We start from the raw sequence: 22,290 nt of genomic DNA on the forward strand, positions 1-22,290 counted from the left end.
AGGAATCTTGCGCCGTTGACCAGGATCAATGTCAGGCCAGCCGAAAGCCGGGAGAGTTCGCGTGAGCAGTGACGAAACCGCATGCTGCCGAAAGGATAAGGTCATGTCTCATCACGCATTGGAACTCGTGCGCTCAAAGGGAAACCTGCCGGCGCGTTATGACAATTTCATCGGCGGCAAATGGGTCGCTCCGGTAGAAGGGCGATATTTCACCGATTACAGCCCGATCAATGGTGACAGGCTGGTGGACGTCGCCAAGTCGACAGAACGCGATGTCGAACTGGCGCTCGACGCAGCCTACAAGGCAAAAGACGCCTGGGCGCGCGTATCGCCGGCCGAACGGGCAAAGCTGCTCAACAAGATCGCGGACCGGATGGAGGATAATCTCGAACTCCTGGCGCTTGCCGAAACCTTGGACAACGGCAAGCCGATCCGCGAGACGCGCGGCGCCGATATACCGCTCGCAATCGACCATTTTCGCTACTTCGCCGGCTGTATCCGGGCCGAGGAAGGCGGAATTTCCACCATCGACGCCGAGACCATCGCGTATCATTTTAAGGAACCGCTGGGGGTCGTCGGCCAGATCATCCCCTGGAACTTCCCGTTGCTGATGGCGGCGTGGAAGATCGCCCCGGCCCTTGCCGCCGGCAATTGCACGGTCATCAAGCCGGCCTCCAATACGCCGCTTACCCTGCTGATCTTTGCCGGCCTCACGGCGGACATTCTTCCTGCTGGTGTTCTCAATGTCGTCACCGGGCCGGGCGGCACAGTCGGCAAGGCCATCGCGGCCAACCCTCGGATTTCCAAGGTCTCCTTCACCGGCGAGACGACCACGGGAAGGCAAATCATGGCATACGCGGCCGAGCACCTCATTCCCCAGACCATGGAACTGGGCGGCAAATCGCCCAACATATTCATGGCCGACGTGATGGACGCCGACGACGCATTTTTCGACAAGGCACTCGAAGGATTCGCCCTCTTCGCCTTCAACAAGGGCGAGGTCTGCACCTGTCCGTCGCGTGCCCTCGTTCAGGAATCGATCTTCGACAAATTCATGGAGCGCGCCGTTGCGCGCGTCGCCAAGATCAAGGTCGGTGATCCCCTCGACCCAACCACGCAGATGGGCGCGCAGGCTTCGCAGAATCAGATAGACAAGATCCTAGGTTACATCGAGATCGGCAAGCAGGAAGGCGCCAAATGCGTCGCCGGCGGCGAACGCGTCCATCTCGGCGGTGAGCTTGAGAAGGGCTATTTCGTCCAGCCGACCGTGTTCACCGGCAACAACTCGATGCGCATCTTCCAGGAAGAGATCTTCGGGCCGGTGCTTTCGGTTACATCGTTCAAGACCATCGATGACGCCATCCGCATCGGCAATGACACGATTTACGGCCTGGGCGCGGGCGTCTGGTCACGCAACGGTAACGATGCCTATCAGCTTGGCCGGTCAATTCAGGCCGGGCGTGTGTGGACCAACTGCTACCATGCCTATCCGGCCCATGCCGCTTTCGGCGGATACAAGGCCTCGGGCTTCGGCCGCGAGAACCACAAGATGATGCTCGATCACTATCAACAGACCAAGAACCTGCTCGTCAGCTATAGCACCAAGGCACTCGGCCTGTTCTGACACGCTCGCGGTCCACGTCTGGAACGGGATAGTCACCATGAACAGGCAATGGCACGCAGCGAACCCTATGCCACGCAGCCCAAAGATGGACGACCGGGTCGCGTGGCACTTGAAGCACGCCGTTCATTGCGGCTGCCGGGAGATCCCCGACGGCATTCGAAGCGAACTGGAACGGCGTGCAGTATTCGTGATGGCGCAGTCTCCTCACAGCTTTGTCCAGAACGGCTGGCACGGGGCTGAACAGACGAAAATTCGTGTTCACGCGAAACCCAGAAACGCCCAATCCGAAACCAGATGAGATGACGAATATCCATGTCGGATCCAGCTGGTGGTTGCGCCATCGTGTAACGTTGTTGTGGTTGGCGCTGATCGCCCTTGCCCTGATAACAGGGTGACGGCGATAGCTTGCACACCGGCCGTGGAATTCAGCGCAAAGCCAGATGATGAACGCAATGGGTCAACAATTCATCCTGCCGCAATTCCGTGCAGTCCGCTGAAACAGAGCAGTCTTCTCAAACGGTCTTCAGGGCGGTCACAGCCGCCTTTCGCTTTACCGCGACGGGTTGGCTTGCCGCAACGGGTTGGCCGCTTGGGCGCTGCAGTGGCGCAAAGTCGGCTGGCGTGATCGTTTCGTGTTCCAGCAGCATTTTCGCGCCTGCCTTCAGGTGGGCGACGCGGGCGCTCAGCAACTTCTTTGCTCCTTCGTATGCTTCGTCGATCATTGCACGGACGGCAAGGTCGACTTCCCGCGCAGTCGCCTCCGAATAGTCCCTTGAATGGCCGTCGGGGCCTCCATCGCCCAGCCAGCGAAGCTTCTGTTCCTCAAGGACAGCCTGGCCAACCGAAGCATCCACGCCGAAACGCGTCACGCACTGGCGGGCGACATCGGTCGCCTTGGCCAGATCGTCGGCGGCGCCGGTGGAAACCTCCCCGTAGATGAGTTCCTCCGCCGCACGGCCGGCGAGGAGCGCGATCATGCGTTCCTTCAATTCGCCAAGGGTGATCAGGAAACGGTCTTCGTGGGACGCTGGAGTGTGTAGCCCAGAGAACCTATGGAGCGCGGAATGATCGACACCTTCTGCACAGGATCGGTTTTCGCGAGCGAAGATGCGGCGAGCGCATGGCCCATTTCGTTATAGGCGACGCGCTCGCGATCCTCCGGCTTGAGCAGCCGGCTCTTGCGTTCGGAGCCGGCGACAATGCGCTCAACAGCATTGGTGAAATCCTCGATGGTCACCGTGTCAGCACCTCGCCTGGTCGCGAAAATCGCCGCCTCGTTGACCAGATTGGCGTTCGCCCACTCGTTCCGGATTTTGCAAGGTTGAATTCGCAACCTTCCATCTCGGTCGAGATCTTGCCTTGACGCCGGTCAAAGCGCGCGCCGGCGACGGGGGTAGAAACGAGGCCGCTATTCCATGCCTGTCTCGGTTCCACAGCGACAAGGATCAGGCCGAAGTGAAGAATTCGAAGGAGACGAACATGCAAGCTGAATCGGTGATTCCCGTCATCAGCATCGACCCGTCCGCATCGATTGCCGACGCGGCAGGATTGATGCTCTCGAGGAAGATCAGCGGCCTTCCCGTAATTCGCGACGACGGCACGCTGGTGGGGATCGTCAGTGAAGGCGATTTTCTGCGCCGCGGCGAACTGGGCACGAAACGCAAGCGGGCGCGCTGGCTGGAGTTTCTGGTCAGTCCCGGACGTGTGGCGGAGGAATATGTCCACGCCAATGGGCGACGGGTCGATGAGGTGATGTCGGACAACGTCGTCACGACATCCCCCGAAGCCTCCCTGGAAGATGTCGTCGAACTGATGACGCGCCATCATGTCAAACGCATCCCCGTGGTCGAGGGTCAAAACATTGTCGGCATCATCACCCGTTCCGATCTTTTGCGCTCATTGCTGCGTTCCCTTCCATCGCGGGACACGACGGTGGTGGGTGATGAACAGATCCGTCAGGATATCGTCGCCGAACTTGCCGCCCAGCCATGGGCTGGAGCAGGAATGATCCATGTCAGTGTGGACAAAGGTGTTGCCGAACTGAACGGCGCAATCCTCGACGAGCGTGAGCGCCAGGCCGCGCTTGTCGCGGCTGAAAACGTCGCCGGCGTAAAATCCGTGACCGATCATCTGTACTGGGTCGAACCTCTGTCCGGCATCGTGGTTGACCCACCGGCTTGAGAAGTCGCCGCCGACCTGCGCTTGGCAAGAATGAGTGTCGCGCGACCTGGCGACGGCAGCCGTAGGCCAGAATTGATCTGGCACAAGGCGACAAGCGCGGCACCGACCTAATGAGATCGGAGATTCCTGTCTTCGAGGCCGCCATGCTGCAGATCAACACCGATTTACATCCGGATACATCCCACAAGCGCGGCTTGGCGGCTGCTGCCCGACATTTCATCTGGCTCCACAAATGGTTGCTTGGCGGACTGGCCCTGCTGGCAGTAGGCCTCGCCCTGGCGCTGGCGCGCTGGCTGGTCGGCCCCGAAGTTGTCGTCTATCCCGTGATCCGTGGCGATCTCTTAAGGACCGTCGTGGCAAGCGGCCACGTCGAAACCCCCTACCGCGTCAATATCGGAAGCCAATTCACTGGAACGGTCGCGGAGGTGCTGGTCGACGAGGGTCAGACCGTCAAACTGGGCCAGCCGCTTGTTGTTCTTGAGTCAAGCGAACTGAAATCTGCGGTCGTCCAGGCGCAGGGCGCCGCCGCCCAGGCGGAAGCGCGGATGCGGCAGCTGCGAGAATTCACACTGCCATCCGCGCAGCAGGCCCTCAAGCAGGCTCAGGCGACGCTGGTCAATGCCCAGGCGGCCTACCAAAGGGCTGAACAACTCTCCAAGGCGGGTTTCGGCACCCGCGAGACGCTCGATGCCGCCACCAGGGATCTTGATGTCGCGCGAACCCAGGTCCGCACGACCGAGCTTTCGGTCAATACAGCACAGCCAGGCGGCAGCGACTACGTGATGGCGCTGACCCAACTCAATCAGGCACAGGCCAATGTCGCGACCGCGCAAGCACGCCTTGGCTATGCGACAATCGCCGCGCCGCGAGACGGCACTCTCATCACCCGCAATGTCGAGCGCGGCGCCATCGTTCAGCCCGGAAACACCCTCCTCGTGCTGGCGCCCGCCGGTGATGTCCAGTTGGTTCTGCAGATCGACGAGAAGAACCTCGGGCTGCTTCGGGTGGGACAGGACGCACTGGTTTCGGCGGACGCCTATCCAGACCAGCGCTTTGACGCCAAGGTGTCCTACATCAACCCCTCGGTCGACATCGCGCGCGCGTCGGTGGAGGTGAAACTCACCGCCACGGCCCCGCCGGCCTATCTGCGCCAGGACATGACCGTCTCGGTGGATGTCGAGATCGACAAGCGCGAATCGACCCTGATCGTTCCGGCTCGTGTGGTGCATGACCCCACATCCGCCGCACCTTGGGTTCTCGTCGTCCGCGACGGGCGGCCGCGCGAACAGGCGGTTCGGACCGGACTGCGCACGAGTGACCGGATAGAGATCCTGGACGGACTTTCGCAGGGAGAACTCGTTGTTCCCGTCGCCGCCGGCGTCAGGGCCGGCCAGCGCGTAAGGCCAGTGGCGTCATGAAACCCTGGCTGACATTTGCTTGGATCGCGGCGCTGCGGTTCCTCGCCGAAGGCCGCATGCAGACGGGCTTCATCCTTAGCGGAATTGCTATCGGCGTCGGCGTCATCGTGTTCATGTCGGCGCTGCTGGCCAGCGTGCAGGCCAATTTCACCAACCGCGTGCTCACCTCGCAGCCGCAGATCCAGCTGCTGGCGCCACAGGAAGTGGCCCGGCCGCTGAGATGGGATGACAAGGTCATCGAGGCGGCGATCGTGCAGCAGCCGACGCAGCGCATCCTTTCCATCGACCAGTGGCAGACGATCCTGGCCGCGATGCGCGCGCGACCGGATGTCGTCATCGCGACGCCCACCGTGTCCGGGTCGGCGCTCGCCGTGCGCGGCGACGCCAGCCGCAGCATCGGCATCTTCGGCATGCAGCCCGACGACTATTTCCGCATCGTGCGGGTGCCTGATTATATCGTCGCCGGCACCGTCGAGCTCGGTTCGGACGACATCCTGGTCGGAATCGACCTCGCCAAGGATATCGGCGCCACGGTCGGCGACAAGATCAACGTCACCACCGCGGCGGGTGGCAGCCGAACGCTGACCATCAAGGGAATATTCGACCTCGGCAACAAGGGCGCCAACGAGCGCAACGCCTATGTCGCGCTGCGCACCGCCCAGAGCCTTCTTGGGCTGCTCGGCGGCGTCACAACCATCGACCTCACCGTCGCCGACGTCTATGCCGCCGAGACCGTCGCGCAGGACATCCAGGCGGCGCTGCCGGTCGAGGCCGACAGCTGGATCAAGACGAACGCCCAGGTCTTCACCGCCATCCATGCCCAGAACCTCTCCAGCGGGCTGATCCGCATCTTCGTCGGCCTGTCGGTGGCGTTCGGCATCGCGGCGGTCCTGGTCGTGTCCGTGCTGCAGCGCTCCAAGGACATCGGCATATTGCGCGCCATGGGCTGCGCGCGCGGACAGATCCTGAGGGTCTTCCTGATCCAGGGTGGGGTGCTCGGTTTCGTCGGCTCGCTGGCCGGAGCGCTGGTCGGTGCGGCCGCCCTGGTCGCGTGGCACCGCTATGCGCGCCAGTCCGACGGCTCCGAGCTGTTCCCGCTCACCATCGACCCGAGCCTCTTCCTGTCTTCGGCGGCGCTGGCGACGGTCACCGGCGTGATCGCCGGCATCGTGCCGGCGCTGCGCGCCGCGCGCCTCGATCCGGTGGACGCCATCCATGGCTGAACTTTTGGTCCTCGAAGGCATCCGCAAATCCTACAATGTCGGCACGCCGGTCGAGACGGAAGTGCTGCACGGCCTGGACGTCACCATCCGTCCGGGCGAGTTCGTGGCGCTGATGGGGCCATCCGGATCCGGCAAGAGCACGCTGCTCAACATCATCGGCCTGCTCGATCGTCCGACGTCCGGCCGGCTGTCGATCAAGGGCGAGGATACGACCCAGCTGTCGGAGGCGGCGCTGACCAGCCTGCGCGGCCACACGATCGGCTTCGTCTTCCAGTACCACTACCTGATCTCGGCCTTCACCGCCCGCGAGAACGTCATGATGCCGATGCTGCTGGACCATGGCCGGCCGAACGCGGCGATGGAAAAGCGCGCCGACGAGCTCCTCGACTGGGTCGACCTTGGCAAGTGGCGCAACAATCGGGCGCTGAACATGTCCGGCGGCCAGCAACAGCGTGTGGCCATCGCGCGCTCGCTGGCGATGGATCCGTCGCTGGTGCTCGCCGATGAGCCGACCGGCAATCTCGACACCGCCTCGGCCGACGCCGTCTTCGACCTGATGCGGCGCTTCAACACGGAACGCGGGACGACCTTCCTCATCGTCACGCACAATCATGATCTCGCCGGCCGTTGCGACCGCATCATCCAGGTAGTCGACGGCAGGATTACCGAGGACCAGGCCCCTTTGGCGAAAGGCAAACCGCATTGAATCCACGACTACGGCCAACAGGTATTGCTCCACTATGGCTTCCCTGAAGTGGCGCGGGAGATCGTTCGGCGATCACACAGGCTTGTGTTGGCGCACAACTTTCCATTCATGCCAGATCAGCACCATCACGATCGCATCGAAGACGGTGAGGACAAGCAGGCCGAACGAATAGGTGTAGGAATAGCGATACACCTGGTAGATCATGAACGCGCCCAATGCGGCGAGTGATGCCGGATAGGACCACAGCTTGCCTCGCAAAAGCCCGGCAACCAGGAGCAGCTTTATCAGGCCGTGACTGAGCAGGTAGAAGGCGTAAAAATGCTCGCTTGCGACGGAAAAATGGTTCGCCATCTGCGACAGATGGCCGGCAATGAAATCGTTTGGATCTTCGATCAGTTCGTCCTGCGTGACGGCATTGACCCAAGCGGCAATTGTGTCCGTGCTGACGACATAAAGCAGGACCCCGCCGATGCATTCGATCAGGGCGTGCGCACCCTTGAGCCAGACCCCAATCTCGAAAATCTGATGGATACGGCGCTCATCGACAGGCTTCACAATGCACCTCGCGATCAACAGTGGACTAGACAATGGAGGCAGCCGCCTCGCGACCGCAAGTCAATGAAGGCGAGGACCCGCCATTACGCCATGTCCTTAATCGCCAGGAAGGACAAAGCCGAGACCATATCGGCAGCAGCGAATTCTCTTTTGGCGTCAGCCAATATGCCTTGTACAGAATCTTCCTCTTGTGAGCCCTCATCATATCGGCGGAGACGAGCCCATTTAATATACTGCGAGTATTGCCTGTGCAGATACCAGCTCATCAACAGCGGGAGGGTGCGTTGCGCTGGTTGAGCCGTCGTCCCGAAGAGCAGCAACCGGCGACCCCGGTTTCCCTGATGCGTAGCTTCTCCGGCCTCATGGCCGCTTACTGGCTATCGAAAAAATGGATGGAGGCATGGGGGCTGACATCGGTCATCATCATACTTACCGCCTTGTCGGCCTGGGCCAGTGTCTGGTTTGCAGAAGTGTCGGGCCAGCTTGTCAGCGCGATTGCCCTTCTTCACCGTCCTGAGGATCCTGCGACGCTGAGCACAATCCTGGAGAGTGCCGCAATACTTGCCGCGATCGTGCTCCTTCGGGATGTAGGATTCATCCCCGTCCGTCACTATGTCTCAACGACGCTGCACCGCAAATGGCGCGCCTGGCTTGACCAGAGGTTCAATGATGCACTGCTCGACAGCAACCATACGCACTATCACCTCCAACATGGCGCGACGCACGCCACACCGCCCAAGATATCGGTCCCCGACAATATTGATCAGCGTGTCCAGGAATCGGTCAAGGGCATGGCCGGCGGTGCTATTGGTGTCGCAATGGGTATCGCTGGGGTGCTGCTGTCGCTTGCGTTTGTTGGCAGCAAGATCGTCGAAACATCGGCCCCGATTAACGGACTGCCTTTCTTCGGCAAATATGGCAGCGCCTTCCTGACGCTTGTTGCCGTCATTGCCTACGTCCCGATTGCAACCTTCGTCGCGACGAAGTTGGGGGCGGTGTTGCAGGCGCTGGACAACACGATGCAAAGGGCCGAGGGCAGCTACCGCGGCGAACTGAACACGCTTCTCCACAACAGCTTTTATACCGCCGCCGCTTCGGGCGAGATTGCGCAGAAGGGCATCCACAAACGCCGCTACCTCGACATTGATCGCACCTGGGCGAGGCTCAACAAGCTGGTTTCAGGATATATGGCATTCGAGCTCTTCTACAATTTCCTGGGCTCTCGGATTGTTGCCTATGCGCCTGGTCTGTTGCCCTATGTCGACAACGAGATCAGCCTGCAAATCTACGTTACGGGAGCCGAGCTGGCGAATGCGCTGATAATTGCTTGTTCCTGGTTCATCCACGTTATGCCGGACATATCGACGCTCAAGGCGAATTCAGGTCGCCTGACCGAGCTTGCAAGGGCGATCGAGGATGTGCAGCGGCCGCGCGAGTTCTACGCGCGAACCGGCGTTTCCGAACTGCGCTACAGCACGCAGGACGCCAAGCTTGGCCTAGCCCTCAATGATCTGGAACTGATGCATGAGGGCGATGATGTGCCCTTTATCAGGACCGGCGAGCACCACTTCAAGCCAGGAGAATGGACCTTGCTCGTTGGAGAGTCGGGCAGCGGCAAGTCGTCTCTGTTCAAGGCCATCAATCGCCTCTGGCCGCATGGTCGCGGTACGACAATTTTGCCCGAAAGCGTGCGAAGTCTCTATGCCGCTCAGGATGTGAATCTACCCCCCATATCCCTCAAGGAACTGATTTGCATGCCTGATCTTGTTGAAGCCCATTCGGATGTCGACGTCGCCGTCGCTTTGACTAAGGCCGGCCTTGCCGAGTTCGCCGGCGACCTCGCCGAGGAGGGGCGCAAAGGGCACAGCTGGGACCAGCTTCTGTCCGGCGGTCAGAAGCAGAAGATCATACTCGCGCGGATACTCTTGCTCCAGCCGGGTCTGCTGTTTCTGGACGAGTCAACGAGCGCCCTCGACCCCGACGCCACGGTTGCCTTCCACCAAGCGATCAAGGATGCTTGTCCCAGCGCAACGGTGATCAGCATCATGCATGATGCCACACCTCCAATATCCTCCACCGGCAAGGGCTTCTACGACAGCGTGGTCACCATCGCAAACGGCACCACCAGAAAGGAGCCGCTCCCGGATACGAAAGGCGGCCCTGTGGGTCCGGCGCGGGTAAAACCTGTGTCCAAGGCAGGAGAGCGCTAACACGTGCGGCAGCCGTCCAGCGGCCAGGAATAGCTCTACTCTGCATCGGGTACCCAGCAGACGTAGAGCGCAACGACCGCAACGAGAATTTAGGAGCGCGCAAGGGCCATTGCCAGTGCGGGCTACTCGGTAGTTTTGCCGGCGAAATGCTCGGACGACAACTCGGCTATCGACTTCTTGCTTTGGACCAGCTGGTCGCGATGATTTGGTGGACCGTAGATAGTGTAGACCTTCAGGCTCTTCGCGCCCACATTGACCAGATTGTGGGAGGCGCCTGCGGGCACAAGGATAGCGTCGCCGCTCTTTAGCTTGTGCGTGGTCCCGTCGATGACAATCTCGCCCTTGCCCTTCTCGATCCGAAAGAACTGGTCATGGGTCTTGTGCGTTTCCATCCCAATGTCCTGGCCGGGCCTTAGCGACATCAGCACCAGTTGCAGATGATCGGCCGTGTAGAGCACTCGCCGGAAATCGCTATTCTCTTCGGTCAAGTTCTCGATGTTCGCAACATAGCCCTTCATGTCTGTGACTCCGTGGGCGAGACCTGGGGCAGAATTGCCAACAGTCCAGCTTCGGGACGCTATCACCGCAGCGGCCTTGCATCTTGACTTGGATCAAACATGCCGGACAGGCTCGGCGCTACCCTCCGTTGGCCCAGTGGTGTCATACCCACCATCAAGACGCACATGACAGGCACTGCCACGTCGGTTGCCAATACGCTGCTCAGTCCGTCCCTTGGCGTAGGCACGCTGCGCCCGCGCGGTTCGCTTTTGATCGAAATCAAGGACGGCTGGCGCGTTGCTCGTAACTTGATCGAACAAAAGAGAAATTGGAGGAATAGTTATGGACAAAGACAGGGTAATTGGATCTGCGAAGGTGGTGAAAGGGAAACTAAAGGAGGCCCTCGGCAAGGCAGTCGGTGACGCCAAGCTGGAGTCCGAGGGTAAGGCCGACAAGTTCGAAGGTAAGGTCCAGAATGCCGTCGGCGGAATCAAAGACGTTATCAAGGAAAAATAGGCACCATTGCCGGCAGAACTTTAGATCGCAAATCGACAGAGGCGCTTTTTATGAGCCGTAACGTTCTTTATCTGGTGATCGGCGTGCTCGTGGCCGCTGTGGCTTTAGTCGGGTATCAGCTCTACAGAGAGCAGCAAACCGGAGTCACTGTAAGTATCGGTAAAGACGGGGTCTCTGTAGAAGGCAAGTAGCTGCTTGGTGCGCGTATGGTCTTTCGAACAGTGAAAGGCAGTTAGCCGAATTTGTCGGGATAGGCTGAGCGTCGGCTAGGTCCGACCAAGGGGATCAACAGGAGAAGAACCCATGTCGCTTGGAGCCATACTTATCATCTTGCTTATCATTTTCCTACTCGGCGGCTTTAGTGGCCGTTTCGGCGGATACGGCTACGGGTTCGGCCACGGCGGTGTTGGTATTCTTGGCGTAATTCTGATCATCGTGGTCGTCCTCGTCCTCATGGGCAGAGTCTGAGCCACATGGGAAATACCGCCGCCGTCTCTCAACGAAACTAATACGGGCAGGCCTACTTGGCGGACACTCGTCAGCTTCGTTCGCTGTTTCCGCTCTTTAGCCGGCCAATGCCGCGCAGATGTTCGTACCGCAAGCTCCGTTTGGATCGAACGTGGTCGGAATTGGTGCGTGAATCGCGGTGTCGTACTCAACGACCGCAGGTACTGGATCGGCCGCCGGGGCCAAGGATGTCCTTCCTACATGCGCGAGCGTGCCGTCAGCCTGTCTGCACGTCGTTCCAGATATTTGGCAGCGGAGAAGAAGACAACAGATTGCCGGGCGCCAAACAATCGCCAACGGCAGAATATCCGCATCAAGCGGAGCACGGCTATGGCCGAATGCAAAAGAAGCCAGACCTAATAGAAAGTCGCCCATGAGGCGATTTTGACTCGGACCGGGCGGTCGGTCACAGCACGAAAAAGCCGATTGAGGCCAAGGCCATCACAGCGGTGGCAAGCACGCCGCCGAAAACCATCCAGCGCGGCAATGTAAGGTGACCCATGATGCGAGGGTTCATCGCGATCATCATCATGATTGCCATCAGAGGCGCGGCTAGTATTCCATTGACGACAGCACTCCAATAGAGAGCCCGGATGGGATCCAGGCCGACAAAAGTCAGGGTCACCCCACCCAGCGTCGCCATCGTGATCACGCCGTAGAAAGCCTTGGCGTCTTGCGGGCGCCGGTCCAGGCCTTCGGGCCATCGAAACATCTCCGCAACGGCATAGGCGGCGGAGCCCGCGAGCACAGGGACGGCAAGCATGCCGGTGCCGACAATACCGATGGCGAAAATGGCGAACGCAAAATCCCCTGCAACGGGACGGAGCGCTTCGGCCGCCTGCGACGAGGTTTGGATCTGCGTGATCCCGTTAGCATGGAGCGTTGCCGCCGTGGCGATAATGATGACAATGGCCACCAGATTGGAAAAGCCCATTCCGAACAGCGTGTCGCCACGAATGCGCGACAGCTCCGGTCCGGCAGCGTGAGAGTTGGCGCCCAGCCGTTGCCGGTGTTGCCGGTGCTGCTCCTCAACCTCCTCGCCGGCTTGCCAAAAGAAGAGGTAAGGGCTGATTGTCGTGCCAAGGACAGCGACCAGCGCCATGGCGTGATCGCCGTCGAAGACGATTTGCGGAACCAGCGCACCATAGAGGGCCGTCCCCCAGGGCACATGGACCGACAGCACCACCGCCACATAGGCAAGCAGGGACAGTGTTAGCCATTTAAGCACCGTCACGTAGCGCCGATAGCTCACGAAGATTTCCAGAACGATGCAAATCAGCGCGAAGAAGATCGCATACAAGTGGTGCGGGCCGCCTATGAGCAATTGAAGCGCCGCTCCCATGGCGCTGAGGTCGGCACCGATGTTGATGACATTGGCGACAAGCAGGAGAAGTACGGCGAAACGCAGCAGCCAGGGTGAGTAGTGCCGACGCAGATTGCGTGCGATCCCTTGGCCGGTCACCGCGCCGATCCCGGCGCTGATCCCTTGAGTTACAGCCATCAGCGGATAGCTAAAGAGCATGGTCCAGGCGAGCGAGTAGCCGAATTGTGCTCCCACCTGGCTATAGGTAGCGATACCGCTGGGATCATCATCGGCCGCTCCCGTGATCAGGCCTGGGCCCAAGCTTCCGAGGAAGCGGAAGCGTTGGCGACGCGTGGTGGCCGATGCCTCCGACGGTTCCATCGAATGATTCTCCCTCGCCTGTTATAATCGACCTCAACCGTCAAATGAATCACGATGATGGTCCAACTCGTCGGCCCGACCCGCCGACCCGGCCCCAGCGATTCGAAGTGCCGTCGCCTACTGCCCTTGCAGACGTCGTCTTCATGGCGCGGACGCGCAATCCTTGATGGTGGTGCACGCCTTTTCGGCTCTATAGGAAGACATTTTTCAATCGCCATTGATCCCAATCAATGAGCTTCCCCTTTGCAGTGGTTTTGATGCTGTTCTTGCCAGGCCGAGCCGAATTGGCCCACGCGCGATGGCTGCACTGTGGCTTCGCGCAGCAATGAACCAGTTTGGCGATGTCTCTTGGCAAGCGGGTCCGCTGACCTCCACTTCTAGCATCTCGTAGAAGACCTGAAGGTGAAGAGTGGAGGCGGCGATACCTGCCGATCAACTCACCAAAGGAGAATGACAATGGTTGAAGCTGCGACCAAACTCCCCGTCAAGACAGAGAAAAGCACTGCCCCTGCCCGGTCCGACAACTGGACGGCACCGTTCGAAAGCCTGCGTCGCGAAATCGACCGGCTGTTCGACGACTTCCACGCGTTCGATTTCCGGCTGCCCTCAACCCGCTCTCTGTTCGGTCGTGAACTGTCGTCGCTGCGCAGCACGGACTGGCCGGTCGCGCCGGCGATGGACCTCGTCGAGAAGGACAAGGAGTATGAAATCACGGCCGAACTGCCCGGCATCGACGAGAAGAATGTCGAGATCAAACTCGCCAACCGCACGCTGACCATCAAGGGCGAGAAGGCCGAGGAAAAAGAGGAGAAGGAAAAAGATTATTATTTGTCCGAGCGCCGCTACGGCTCCTTCCAGCGGTCCTTCCAACTGCCTGAAGGCGTCGACGCCGACAAGATCGATGCAAGCTTCACCAAGGGCGTACTGACGGTGAAGCTGCCCAAGACCGCCGAAGCCCAGAAGGCTGAGAAGAAGATTTCGGTCAAGGCAGCGTAACCTGCGTGGTGACCATTGTTCGTCTCAGCGCATCTGTGCGGCGCTGAGACTTCCCCAAAAAAGGTACGCCAAGCTGCGCTGTTTGGCTACCCAGTCCGGATCGCGGAGCTATTTCGACCGGCACCGCGTTCCGGCGCCATATCAACGCGATGGCCTGACGACACTTCCCGGTTTGCCGGGCACGCGGGATTGATCGCGTGCTTGGCTTTCGGCCATCTCAAGCTTCTTCTGCTCCAACGCCAGCAAGCCTTCGATGACGCGCCGCTGTTCTGGATCGGTCTCGCGTGAGAGCAGATCCTGAAAATGAGCGATGTTGGCACGCGCAATGAATCGGTCCATGACTCACCTCAATCGCCAGGACAGTGGCATTATACACCTGGATACGGGCCGCTCAAAGCCATTTGCACCAACGCAAGTCCGCGGCGGCAGGCTAGGTGAAACCCCGTAAGGGTCAAACCGAATTTCGCAAGATCAGATATTGCGCCATTGATCTCATAAGCAGAGGCAGATCGTCGTTTCGATCTTTGGTGAAACCAGGTCCACCACCGAGAGCATCTTCCCGCGTCTCTCAACACCAAAGCAGGCGGCACAATCAACATGCCAGGTCTGCGCAGCAGCGAGGTGATGAAAATGGCATACCCTGCGGAACGTGGCGGCCCAACAGCGGGAAACTCGATCGCTGTTCGCCGTTCCAAAGGTATTCTCGTGCCAAGAAGCCAAGAAGTCCGGTCGTTGGATTTGACCTGCGTCAAGGACGCCGTCGCCATTCCTTCCAACAGTGAATCCATGTGGCAACCAATATCGACTGCCCCTTTTGATCGGGATTTGAAATTGGCCGTCATGGACAGGGACGGCGTTCATGCCCTCGTTTTTCCCTGCAGGCGTATACTGACAGGCTGGACCATGTCGGCCACGAAGGAACGGCTGGATATCTCACCGACCCATTGGAGAATATGGGAACCTGACAACACGGATGTTTAGCGGCATTGCCGCATCCCTCTATTTGTTGTTCTGCCCGTTTGATCCTCTATCGGCCTGCTCGGCTTTTCTGAGTTTTTCTTCTTCCTTGTCGAGCAGTTCAAGCAATGCCTTCCGCTTGAGCTGATCTTGCTCCTCGGCCAAGCGCAGTCGAAAATGCTCGATATTCAGGCGGGCAATCTGCTTATCCACTCATCACAAAAGCAGCCGCAGCGGCTTCCCTGTTCGTCTGTGTACCCACATATCACAGCGAAATCGCCCGCGTCTAATCCCGCCGATGCGTCCGTCCCACCAAGGCATGCTTCAGATGGCGCGGGATCTCGTTCGCAGTGGAAACCACTTGGAAGGAGATGGCAGCGGGCTGAGCATCGCGACGGATCAGGGGCAACTGTCTCACCACCCCTTAAGAAAAGCGACTGAACCGCAGTATCGCTGTGATAGGCAGCAATAGCCAAGGGCGCAGTACGCTCCAGACTAAGCGGCGAGAGACCGCCCTAGTGGAAAGCGAACGGTTATTGTCGTCCCCTCGCCATTGTCTCCCTTACCAAAATCCAGCACACCACCGATGCTCTTCACTAAGGCCGTGATCAGCTTCATGCCCAATCCGGCTGTCGCTGCAGGATTGAAACCTTGTGGCAACCCGGGGCCGTCGTCCGAGATTGAAAGAGCGCAGCCCGTGGAGGTTCCCTGCAAACGAACCGCTATTTTTCCCTTGGCATACTTGATTGAATTTGTGATGAGCTCGCTGGCGATGAACCCGAGAGGGATCGCGGTTACAGTTGGAATTTCAAGCTGCGTGCCCTCCACCACGAGGGATCGTTCGGAACTTTCGCTCGACGCCATATCGGATAGATCGTGACAAAGCTTCGCAAGGTATTCCCTGAACTCTACGCTTTCGGCGTTATCCAAAGTGTGGAGATGTCGATGTACCCGTCCCAACGTGGCGACGCGGTTGGCGGCTATGGTCAACTGAGCCGCCACATCTGCGTTCTTTGTCGCGCGGCTTTGCACCGCGAGCATGCTGGTAATTATTTGCAGTCCGTTCAGAAGCCGATGTTCAGACTCCTTGGCTAGGATGTCCTTCTGTTGGATCAATTGCTCTTTTTGACGCAACAGCTCGGTTTCCCGGAGGCTAGATTCTCGCAACTTGGACTCGGTTTGTCGATGCCGCTCCAGCTCCTGCTCGTACTTTGCAATCGCCGAGCAATGCGCAACGGCACAATATTCCGGCTGTTTAAAGAGTGTCATTTGTTCCGCTCCGATGGAGCAGCAAACAACCTTTCACATATCCTAGGCATATATATTACCCATCAAAATCGTTAAATCATCACTATTACTTTGTTCACCGCACTTTTATTTTAGTACCGTTGCCTTTTTCAGCGACCAAGCAATTTCGCCCGAAAATGCCCCGGCAGGGTTGATGTGGATCAATTTCTGTACGAAACCGACAATGAGAGAAAATTGCGCGCTTGGCGCCACGACGGCAAATATCCGTTTGGGTCATTCATCATCGTTGATCCGGACCGGAGCCGGAAGGCTTTCGGTATGTGGATCACGCATCCGAGCACAGATGTGAAGTCGGCGTATTGGCATTGCCACGATGGGCACTTGTGGAGCGCTAGGTGCCCGCCCCCAGCAAGTGGGGTGCTGATTTCGTCGCAAGAGTCAGCGGCCAGTTTGAGATCGCGGGCAAGCATATGCGTCCCCAGAATCGCAAGCATCGTCCTGAAAGCTACGGCGGCGGCTCCGCTATCTCGTGTCTAGCTTGTGGCAACGACCAGCCGACAGTTTTGGATGCTCGCTGCGCACGTCAAAATCAAGGTCGATACAGACGCCAATTGATCCGGATCAACACGGGTGCAGGTTGAACCGGTACGCTCAGTTGTTCAATCGGTGGATGCGCATATGAGATTCCTAATCGCACTAGTTCTCGCGAACTTGGCCTGCCAAGCTTCCAAGGCGCAGGAAATGAGTTATGGCCAGGCAGAATATTTGAACTCCTGCGCCGTCTGCCACGGTGTCGATGGCAAGGGCGACGGCCCGTTGCGCGACCTGCTGGTCAAGCGACCAGCCGACCTGACTCGCCTTTTAGAACGCAACGGCGGGACATTTCCCTATTCACGAGTCTTCGCGACCATTGACGGTCGCTACGCCCTACCAAGCCACGGCAAACGCGAGATGCCGGTCTGGGGCCGCCAATTCCTTGAGGACGACGCAAAGACCTATGGCCCGAGTGGCGGCGAGGTGGTGACCACCGAACGGATCCACAATCTGGCTGGTTACATCGAAACGCTGCAGCATTAGATCTCGGCTAGTGCAAGATGGCCAGAATGCTGTGATGCGTAACGGATTGCATACCTTCGAGGCGTGCACCGGCCCGTGGTTTTCAACTACGCCGGAGGCGACCGCGACGATGAAATTGGCTGCCATCTCGGCGACGCCTGCATACGTATCGATCGCGCGCAACGGCGCCATGCACACTTACGAGGTGGGGCGCGTCCTGAGGCCCTTGGGTCGAAGTCGCAGGGGATCGTGATCAAGTATCGCGGCCTTGGCCAGCACCTGGCGGGACTGCTTCCCAAGCAAGCCGGCGTGCGGCGCCGAAGCGGGTTCTTCAACGTGAGTAACATGAGAGCCAGTCGATAATAGCTCTTATCAGCCTGAACTCGGATACCCTACCGGTTGCACAAAGGTCACGAACTGCGTCTCGGACAGTCCGAGCACCTCGCCAAGCCTTGGTTTGTCCACCCCGCCCACCAGGCAGGTGCCTAGACCGGCCGATGCGCAGTAGAGATAGACGTTCTGCGCCACGATACCTGCGTCGACATGGGCAAACGCGCTTGCCTGGTCTTCGGTCGCAACATGCAAGCGCCTCCTATCGGCGCAGTAGATCAGCACTACAGGCGCGGTTTCGACAAAAGTCTCCTTGCTTGCCGCGCGCCGGATGTCGCGCGCGAGAATGGTAACAGCAGCCTGTCCGGCCGGGTCGAATTTGCGAACGCCCGTCGCGTCGGCGACATAGATGTCGGTCTCCATGGCGCCGTGCCATGAAGGCGCCGTATGGCCGCCGCTGTTCGGCCTGTTGATGCCAAAGGCGCACCAAAGCAGAGTCGAAAGGGTCTCGTCATCAATCGGTCTGTCGGCGAAGAGCCGTGTCGACTGCCTGAGCGAAAACGCCTCGAGCAATGACATCCCTCCATTCTTGGCAGCTTCCGGCAAGCTGGAAGACGTGTCGGCCAGCGCTAGCCGGTTGGAGAAAGCCGCAACCATGGCTGCAATTGAGAGAAAAACACGTCTCGATATTCCTGCCACGGTTCGTTCTCCTTCTCCCTCAATCCGATTCTTGGCGGAAGACAAATTGCTCGCCACGACGAGCGCCAGGGGTGCAGGGCCATAGCGCTCAGGATCGCAGCTCCGCTCAGCTCGCTACCAAGATGCTGTAGGCAGGCTACCTGGTCTCTTCTTGCATGGGTCTTGGCGCGGCGCTTTGCCTTGAATCAAGTCGCCGGCCTTCGACCTCTATCCACCCTTGTCCTCAAGCGCCCTGCGCATGCGCCTGATGACCGCTGCGCGACTCTGCTCGTCTGCTGCGGCACTCACCGCCTCATTAATATCCAGGAGAAGCTTGGAAAGGTCGTTGTGCCAGTCAAGGCGAGCGACCATTTCTGGTCGTAGACGTCGCGGTTCGTTGATCTCGACAGGTACAGTGCCGCCACGTGTCAATCGGAAGGCGTCATCTAGCCCCGGCATGACAATCGTATCGTCGGGAATCAATTCTCGCAGCCGCTTACTGAGGCCGCTCAACCCAGTTTCCTCGCCATGCGTCAAGAACACCTGTTGCCTCACCGGAGTTCGGGCCTTGATCCAGGCCACCAGTTCGCTGGCGTCGGCATGGCCGGAATAGAGGTCAAAAAGGCTGATATGTGCCTTGACCTCGACTTCCTCACCCTGGATGCGCACACGCTCAGCACCGTCAAGCAGGATCCGCCCGAGCGACCCCTGGGCTTGATATCCGGCCATCATTACCGTCGCGTTCCGGCGCCAGAGATTGGCCTTGAGATGATGGCGGATACGCCCCGCATCGCACATGCCGCTGGCAGCGATTACCACGAAGAAGCCGGTCAGGCGATTGATCGCCTTGCTCTGCTCCACCGTCTCGGTGAAGCGTAGCTCTTTGGATTTGAGGGCCTCACGCAGCACATTACCCTGTTCAATCTCATCGGCATGCCGTTCGAAAATCGCGCTGGCGCGTGTCGCCAGCGGTGAATCGACGAAGACCGGAGCTGTCGGCACCTCCCCCGCTTGCATGAGCAAATACAGATCGACCAACAGCTCTTGCGTCCTCTCGACTGCGAAGGACGGAATGATGAGGGGGCCGCCAGCCTCGGCGGCGCCGCGTACGATATCACCGAGCTGGGATCGCCGCTGTTCGGGCGAAACGTCCGGCCGGTCGCGGTCGCCATAGGTCGATTCGCAGATCAGATAGTCGACGCCGGCGGGCCCCTCGGGGTCGGTTTGAAGCAACTTGTGGCCTGGGCCGATGTCGCCCGAAAACATGATGCGCAACGGCGCGTCGCGTCGGTCGATCTCGAGCTCTACGGATGCCGAACCAAGCAGATGGCCAGCGTTCCAGAAGCGGGCGCGCAGTCCTTGTGCGACGGTGACCCATTCGCCGTATTCCAGGGCGCGAAATAACGTCATGCACGCGGCTGCATCCTGCTGATTGTAGATCGGCTCGACGGGCGGTCGCCCGCGCTGCGTGTTGCGACGGTTCAGGTGCTCCACCTCCATTTCCTGGATATGCGCCGAATCCGGCAGCATGACCGAGCAAAGATCGATGGTGGCGCGGGTCGTGTGGATGGGGCCGGAAAAGCCCTGTTTGACCAGTTTCGGCAAAAGGCCGCTGTGATCGATATGCGCGTGCGTCAGGATGACCGCGTCGATCGCTTCAGGTGGAAACGGGAAAGCACCGTAGTTCAATTCCCGCTCGGACTTCGACCCCTGAAATAAGCCACAGTCGATGAGGATGCGGGAATGCGGCGTCTCGATTTCGTAACAGGAACCGGTGACGCCATGTGCTGCGCCGTGGAAACGCAGGATTGGATCCGTGTCGCCTCTCATTTCGCCGCGACCTAGTGCGACAGGAGGACAGGCAGGCGCAGCTCCGCGAGGATGCCTTCGGTGGCACCGCCAAGCACGAAGTCCCTGACGCGAGAGTGGCCGTATCCGCCCATGACAAGCAGGTTGCCGCCAATCTTGAGAGCATACTCCTGGAGCGCTGTTCCGATAGACCGATCCCCAGCCTGAACCGATGCGGCTTCGGCCACCAGACCACGCGTCCTCAAGCTTAGCGCAAGCCGTTCGCCGATGCCCTGCCCCGGAAGCGGCTTTTCGTCGGTCACGGTCACAACAGTGATCGTCGAGGCGCGTTCAAGAAACGCCCGCGCGTCGGCAACCGCCCGTGCGGCCACTCGGCTGCCGTCCCACGCGATAACGACATGTCCAAGCACCCCAACATCCGTAGAGTCGGGAAGAAGCAGGGTCGGTCGACCCGAGCCGAACAGGATCGCCTCCGCAAACATCCGCGCCGTTTGGTTGGCCGGCGCCCAGCCGACCAGACAGACATCGAAATAGCGGGAATGCTTCGCGGCGACATCACCCATCAAGGCCGGCGGTGCGGTCAACGCTTGCGTGCTGATGGACACACCCGCACGCGCGGCCTCTTGGATAACTGCCTCAAGCAGATCTCTGCCACGTTTGCGGCTGGTCGCCTCAACCTCTTGTATCTTGTAGGGAAGATCGAGCAAGAAGCTCGACAGAGCGTTCGAAGCGTCTGGAATGTCAACGTCGATGGCAACAGCGTGGAGCGCCGCGTCGATCTGCTTGACGAGGGCGACTGCGTTCGCAGTTGTTTTCGAGGAGTTCGCCTCTGGATAGGTCCCCAAAGACAGGGATGCGATTACTTTCATTGGATTCACCTTCGGCCATAGTTGGCAATTTTTTGTAGTCGCAGTCGACAAAGCGAGCTTTGATCCAACGCAAATACGGCTGCGTGGTGCAAGACGTTCCTCTTTGGGATGACGATGCCATTGGCGTAGCCGGCCGGGACTGACGGGAATGAAAATCAGCCGTCGAGACCTTCCGTTGATCCAAGATCGCCGTAGCCTGGTCTTATCCGACAGTGGCTTTGACTTTGGTGAAAATAGTTGACGGGGCGCGATCTTGTCAGGTGGCCAGCAATGCGTGGCCATCACACGTGCATTGGCATGGATACCTCGCAACGGAAGAAGCACGCCCGTCCTGGCCTTCACGCACGAACATTGGCTCAAGCCCCCGACATGTCAGGCGAATTCGCCTTGCTTTTCGGGCGCACACCCAGCGCTGCATATGCCTGGGCGTCCGAGCCGCGATCGCGGTTCGGTGCCAGAGAGCGTCTACGTATTTGTCCTTAGGGACATAACCGAATTTCGGCTGGCTCGGATTCGCGCGATTGCTGTTGTCACGGATCAACCGGGAACACAGCCATGTACGCTCAGCAGACCGCCAGGATTGAATTGCCAACGCAGCCAGGCACTTCTCCCGTTCTCGACGGAACACATTTACAACCGGTCAGCTACTTTCCGGCCGGCACGGAGATCTATGCCCAGGGTGAAAAGGCAGGGCCGCTTTACCAGGTCGAATTCGGCGCCGTGCGTGTCTACCGCCTGCTGGCTGATGGCCGCCGGCAGATCAGCGCCTTTCATATGGCCGGCGAGACATTCGGCTTCGAGGCCGATGCCACCCATCATTTCTTCGCCGAGGCGATCAATGCAACCGGCATCCGGGTTTTCCGCATCACCCCGGCCGCGGACATGTCGCGCCAGTTGCTGCCGCTGGCACTCAAGGGCCTGGTCAGAGCCCAGGAGCATCTGCTCGTTCTCGGATGCCAGAACGCCATCGAGCGCGTCGCGGCCTTCCTGGTCGACATGATGGAACGCCAGGGTGGCTTGCGCCAGGTCGATTTGCCGATGTCGCGAATGGATATCGGCGACTACCTCGGCCTCACCATCGAGACGGTGTCACGCGTATTCACCCGCCTGAAGGACAAAGGCGTCATCCGTCTGCTCGGCCTGCGCAGCATCGAAATCGTCAAGCACGACGCGCTCCACTGCATGAGCGAATGACATCGTCGAACCGTGGCACGGAGATACCCAA

At 59.5% G+C, this 22,290-nt stretch carries 21 protein-coding genes and 1 pseudogene; 12 read left to right on the forward strand and 10 right to left on the reverse strand.

Going from position 1 to position 22,290, the window contains the following annotated elements:
• The first annotated feature begins 103 nt into the window (after nucleotides 1-103).
• The gene (locus tag ACZYHG_RS01215) at nucleotides 104-1,624 is read left to right on the forward strand and encodes an aldehyde dehydrogenase family protein (RefSeq protein ID WP_464612188.1); all 1,521 of its coding nucleotides are present in this window, start codon (nucleotides 104-106) and stop codon (nucleotides 1,622-1,624) included.
• A 512-nt stretch (nucleotides 1,625-2,136) separates the two neighbouring features.
• Here the strand turns inward: ACZYHG_RS01215 and ACZYHG_RS01220 are convergent.
• Nucleotides 2,137-2,753: pseudogene (locus ACZYHG_RS01220) on the reverse strand (hypothetical protein).
• A gap of 350 nt (nucleotides 2,754-3,103) precedes the next feature.
• Between ACZYHG_RS01220 and ACZYHG_RS01225 the strand changes: the two are divergent.
• The 4 genes from ACZYHG_RS01225 (at nucleotide 3,104) to ACZYHG_RS01240 (ending at nucleotide 7,152) form a co-directional block, all read left to right on the forward strand.
• Nucleotides 3,104-3,805 (forward strand): CBS domain-containing protein, encoded by a 702-nt coding sequence (locus tag ACZYHG_RS01225; protein WP_464614851.1) that lies wholly within the window; start codon nucleotides 3,104-3,106, stop codon nucleotides 3,803-3,805.
• Nucleotides 3,806-3,915: 110 nt separating this feature from the next.
• Nucleotides 3,916-5,223, forward strand: a complete 1,308-nt coding sequence (locus ACZYHG_RS01230; RefSeq protein ID WP_464612189.1) for an efflux RND transporter periplasmic adaptor subunit — start codon at nucleotides 3,916-3,918, stop codon at nucleotides 5,221-5,223.
• The gene (locus ACZYHG_RS01235; RefSeq protein WP_464612190.1) at nucleotides 5,220-6,446 is read left to right on the forward strand and encodes an ABC transporter permease; all 1,227 of its coding nucleotides are present in this window, start codon (nucleotides 5,220-5,222) and stop codon (nucleotides 6,444-6,446) included. Before ACZYHG_RS01230 ends, ACZYHG_RS01235 begins: the two co-directional genes overlap by 4 nt.
• Entirely contained in the window at nucleotides 6,439-7,152 is a 714-nt protein-coding gene (locus ACZYHG_RS01240; protein WP_464612191.1) for an ABC transporter ATP-binding protein, read from the forward strand. The genes ACZYHG_RS01235 and ACZYHG_RS01240 overlap by 8 nt, the downstream gene beginning before the upstream one ends.
• Nucleotides 7,153-7,224: 72 nt before the next feature.
• On the opposite strand, the gene ACZYHG_RS01245 is transcribed toward ACZYHG_RS01240, so the two are convergent.
• The gene (locus ACZYHG_RS01245; RefSeq protein WP_464612192.1) at nucleotides 7,225-7,707 is read right to left on the reverse strand and encodes a DUF2127 domain-containing protein; all 483 of its coding nucleotides are present in this window, start codon (nucleotides 7,705-7,707) and stop codon (nucleotides 7,225-7,227) included.
• Nucleotides 7,708-7,991: 284 nt separating this feature from the next.
• On the opposite strand from ACZYHG_RS01245, the gene ACZYHG_RS01250 reads away from it, so the two are divergent.
• Nucleotides 7,992-9,917, forward strand: a complete 1,926-nt coding sequence (locus ACZYHG_RS01250) for an ABC transporter ATP-binding protein/permease (RefSeq protein ID WP_464612193.1) — start codon at nucleotides 7,992-7,994, stop codon at nucleotides 9,915-9,917.
• 122 nt (nucleotides 9,918-10,039) lie between these two features.
• Here the strand turns inward: ACZYHG_RS01250 and ACZYHG_RS01255 are convergent, their stop codons facing one another.
• Nucleotides 10,040-10,435, reverse strand: a complete 396-nt coding sequence (locus tag ACZYHG_RS01255; protein ID WP_464612194.1) for a cupin domain-containing protein — start codon at nucleotides 10,433-10,435, stop codon at nucleotides 10,040-10,042.
• A 322-nt stretch (nucleotides 10,436-10,757) separates the two neighbouring features.
• On the opposite strand from ACZYHG_RS01255, the gene ACZYHG_RS01260 reads away from it, so the two are divergent.
• The 3 genes from ACZYHG_RS01260 (at nucleotide 10,758) to ACZYHG_RS01270 (ending at nucleotide 11,399) form a co-directional block, all read left to right on the forward strand.
• A complete protein-coding gene (locus ACZYHG_RS01260) occupies nucleotides 10,758-10,931 on the forward strand; it encodes a CsbD family protein (RefSeq protein ID WP_464612195.1) in 174 nt (57 codons plus the stop codon).
• Between the two features lie 50 nt (nucleotides 10,932-10,981).
• Nucleotides 10,982-11,122, forward strand: a complete 141-nt coding sequence (locus tag ACZYHG_RS01265; RefSeq protein WP_464612196.1) for a hypothetical protein — start codon at nucleotides 10,982-10,984, stop codon at nucleotides 11,120-11,122.
• Nucleotides 11,123-11,234: 112 nt separating this feature from the next.
• Nucleotides 11,235-11,399, forward strand: coding sequence for a DUF3309 family protein (locus ACZYHG_RS01270; RefSeq protein WP_464612197.1), 165 nt, complete (start codon nucleotides 11,235-11,237; stop codon nucleotides 11,397-11,399).
• Nucleotides 11,400-11,844: 445 nt separating this feature from the next.
• On the opposite strand, the gene ACZYHG_RS01275 is transcribed toward ACZYHG_RS01270, so the two are convergent.
• Nucleotides 11,845-13,122, reverse strand: coding sequence for an NRAMP family divalent metal transporter (locus ACZYHG_RS01275; RefSeq protein ID WP_464612198.1), 1,278 nt, complete (start codon nucleotides 13,120-13,122; stop codon nucleotides 11,845-11,847).
• A gap of 456 nt (nucleotides 13,123-13,578) precedes the next feature.
• Between ACZYHG_RS01275 and ACZYHG_RS01280 the strand changes: the two genes are divergently transcribed.
• Nucleotides 13,579-14,118, forward strand: coding sequence for an Hsp20/alpha crystallin family protein (locus ACZYHG_RS01280; protein ID WP_464612199.1), 540 nt, complete (start codon nucleotides 13,579-13,581; stop codon nucleotides 14,116-14,118).
• A gap of 141 nt (nucleotides 14,119-14,259) precedes the next feature.
• Here ACZYHG_RS01280 and ACZYHG_RS01285 read toward each other — a convergent pair whose 3' ends face one another.
• The 3 genes from ACZYHG_RS01285 to ACZYHG_RS01295 form a co-directional block, all read right to left on the reverse strand.
• Nucleotides 14,260-14,457, reverse strand: coding sequence for a hypothetical protein (locus ACZYHG_RS01285; protein ID WP_464612200.1), 198 nt, complete (start codon nucleotides 14,455-14,457; stop codon nucleotides 14,260-14,262).
• Nucleotides 14,458-15,117: 660 nt separating this feature from the next.
• The gene (locus ACZYHG_RS01290; RefSeq protein ID WP_464612201.1) at nucleotides 15,118-15,288 is read right to left on the reverse strand and encodes a hypothetical protein; all 171 of its coding nucleotides are present in this window, start codon (nucleotides 15,286-15,288) and stop codon (nucleotides 15,118-15,120) included.
• Between the two features lie 282 nt (nucleotides 15,289-15,570).
• The gene (locus ACZYHG_RS01295) at nucleotides 15,571-16,344 is read right to left on the reverse strand and encodes a sensor histidine kinase (protein WP_464612202.1); all 774 of its coding nucleotides are present in this window, start codon (nucleotides 16,342-16,344) and stop codon (nucleotides 15,571-15,573) included.
• A 720-nt stretch (nucleotides 16,345-17,064) separates the two neighbouring features.
• Between ACZYHG_RS01295 and ACZYHG_RS01300 the strand changes: the two genes are divergently transcribed.
• On the forward strand, nucleotides 17,065-17,400 hold the full coding sequence (locus tag ACZYHG_RS01300) for a c-type cytochrome (protein ID WP_464612203.1): 336 nt from the start codon (nucleotides 17,065-17,067) through the stop codon (nucleotides 17,398-17,400).
• Nucleotides 17,401-17,751: 351 nt separating this feature from the next.
• Here ACZYHG_RS01300 and ACZYHG_RS01305 read toward each other — a convergent pair whose 3' ends face one another.
• The 3 genes from ACZYHG_RS01305 to ACZYHG_RS01315 form a co-directional block, all read right to left on the reverse strand.
• Nucleotides 17,752-18,282 carry a nitroreductase family protein gene (locus tag ACZYHG_RS01305; RefSeq protein ID WP_464612204.1) on the reverse strand — a complete coding sequence of 177 codons (531 nt, stop codon included), beginning with the start codon at nucleotides 18,280-18,282 and terminating at the stop codon, nucleotides 17,752-17,754.
• A 333-nt stretch (nucleotides 18,283-18,615) separates the two neighbouring features.
• On the reverse strand, nucleotides 18,616-20,217 hold the full coding sequence (locus ACZYHG_RS01310; protein ID WP_464612205.1) for an MBL fold metallo-hydrolase: 1,602 nt from the start codon (nucleotides 20,215-20,217) through the stop codon (nucleotides 18,616-18,618).
• A gap of 11 nt (nucleotides 20,218-20,228) precedes the next feature.
• Complete coding sequence (locus tag ACZYHG_RS01315) at nucleotides 20,229-21,065, reverse strand: universal stress protein (RefSeq protein WP_464612206.1); 837 nt, start codon at nucleotides 21,063-21,065, stop codon at nucleotides 20,229-20,231.
• Nucleotides 21,066-21,620: 555 nt separating this feature from the next.
• Here ACZYHG_RS01315 and ACZYHG_RS01320 point away from each other — a divergent pair.
• On the forward strand, nucleotides 21,621-22,259 hold the full coding sequence (locus ACZYHG_RS01320) for a helix-turn-helix domain-containing protein (protein WP_464612207.1): 639 nt from the start codon (nucleotides 21,621-21,623) through the stop codon (nucleotides 22,257-22,259).
• The last annotated feature ends 31 nt before the right edge of the window (nucleotides 22,260-22,290 follow it).

It is taken from the genome of Mesorhizobium subarcticum (assembly GCF_055456085.1).

What these genes read in the sequence shown, in the direction of transcription:
- ACZYHG_RS01215 (WP_464612188.1), top strand. Translation starts at nt 104, where the DNA reads ATGTCTCATCACGCATTGGAACTCGTGCGCTCAAAGGGAAACCTGCCG.
- ACZYHG_RS01225 (WP_464614851.1), top strand. Translation starts at nt 3,104, where the DNA reads ATGCAAGCTGAATCGGTGATTCCCGTCATCAGCATCGACCCGTCCGCA.
- ACZYHG_RS01230 (WP_464612189.1), top strand. Translation starts at nt 3,916, where the DNA reads ATGAGATCGGAGATTCCTGTCTTCGAGGCCGCCATGCTGCAGATCAAC.
- ACZYHG_RS01235 (WP_464612190.1), top strand. Translation starts at nt 5,220, where the DNA reads ATGAAACCCTGGCTGACATTTGCTTGGATCGCGGCGCTGCGGTTCCTC.
- ACZYHG_RS01240 (WP_464612191.1), top strand. Translation starts at nt 6,439, where the DNA reads ATGGCTGAACTTTTGGTCCTCGAAGGCATCCGCAAATCCTACAATGTC.
- ACZYHG_RS01255 (WP_464612194.1), bottom strand. Translation starts at nt 10,435, where the DNA reads ATGAAGGGCTATGTTGCGAACATCGAGAACTTGACCGAAGAGAATAGC.
- ACZYHG_RS01260 (WP_464612195.1), top strand. Translation starts at nt 10,758, where the DNA reads ATGGACAAAGACAGGGTAATTGGATCTGCGAAGGTGGTGAAAGGGAAA.
- ACZYHG_RS01265 (WP_464612196.1), top strand. Translation starts at nt 10,982, where the DNA reads ATGAGCCGTAACGTTCTTTATCTGGTGATCGGCGTGCTCGTGGCCGCT.
- ACZYHG_RS01270 (WP_464612197.1), top strand. Translation starts at nt 11,235, where the DNA reads ATGTCGCTTGGAGCCATACTTATCATCTTGCTTATCATTTTCCTACTC.
- ACZYHG_RS01275 (WP_464612198.1), bottom strand. Translation starts at nt 13,122, where the DNA reads ATGGAACCGTCGGAGGCATCGGCCACCACGCGTCGCCAACGCTTCCGC.
- ACZYHG_RS01280 (WP_464612199.1), top strand. Translation starts at nt 13,579, where the DNA reads ATGGTTGAAGCTGCGACCAAACTCCCCGTCAAGACAGAGAAAAGCACT.
- ACZYHG_RS01285 (WP_464612200.1), bottom strand. Translation starts at nt 14,457, where the DNA reads ATGGACCGATTCATTGCGCGTGCCAACATCGCTCATTTTCAGGATCTG.
- ACZYHG_RS01295 (WP_464612202.1), bottom strand. Translation starts at nt 16,344, where the DNA reads ATGACACTCTTTAAACAGCCGGAATATTGTGCCGTTGCGCATTGCTCG.
- ACZYHG_RS01300 (WP_464612203.1), top strand. Translation starts at nt 17,065, where the DNA reads ATGAGTTATGGCCAGGCAGAATATTTGAACTCCTGCGCCGTCTGCCAC.
- ACZYHG_RS01310 (WP_464612205.1), bottom strand. Translation starts at nt 20,217, where the DNA reads ATGAGAGGCGACACGGATCCAATCCTGCGTTTCCACGGCGCAGCACAT.
- ACZYHG_RS01315 (WP_464612206.1), bottom strand. Translation starts at nt 21,065, where the DNA reads ATGAAAGTAATCGCATCCCTGTCTTTGGGGACCTATCCAGAGGCGAAC.
- ACZYHG_RS01320 (WP_464612207.1), top strand. Translation starts at nt 21,621, where the DNA reads ATGTACGCTCAGCAGACCGCCAGGATTGAATTGCCAACGCAGCCAGGC.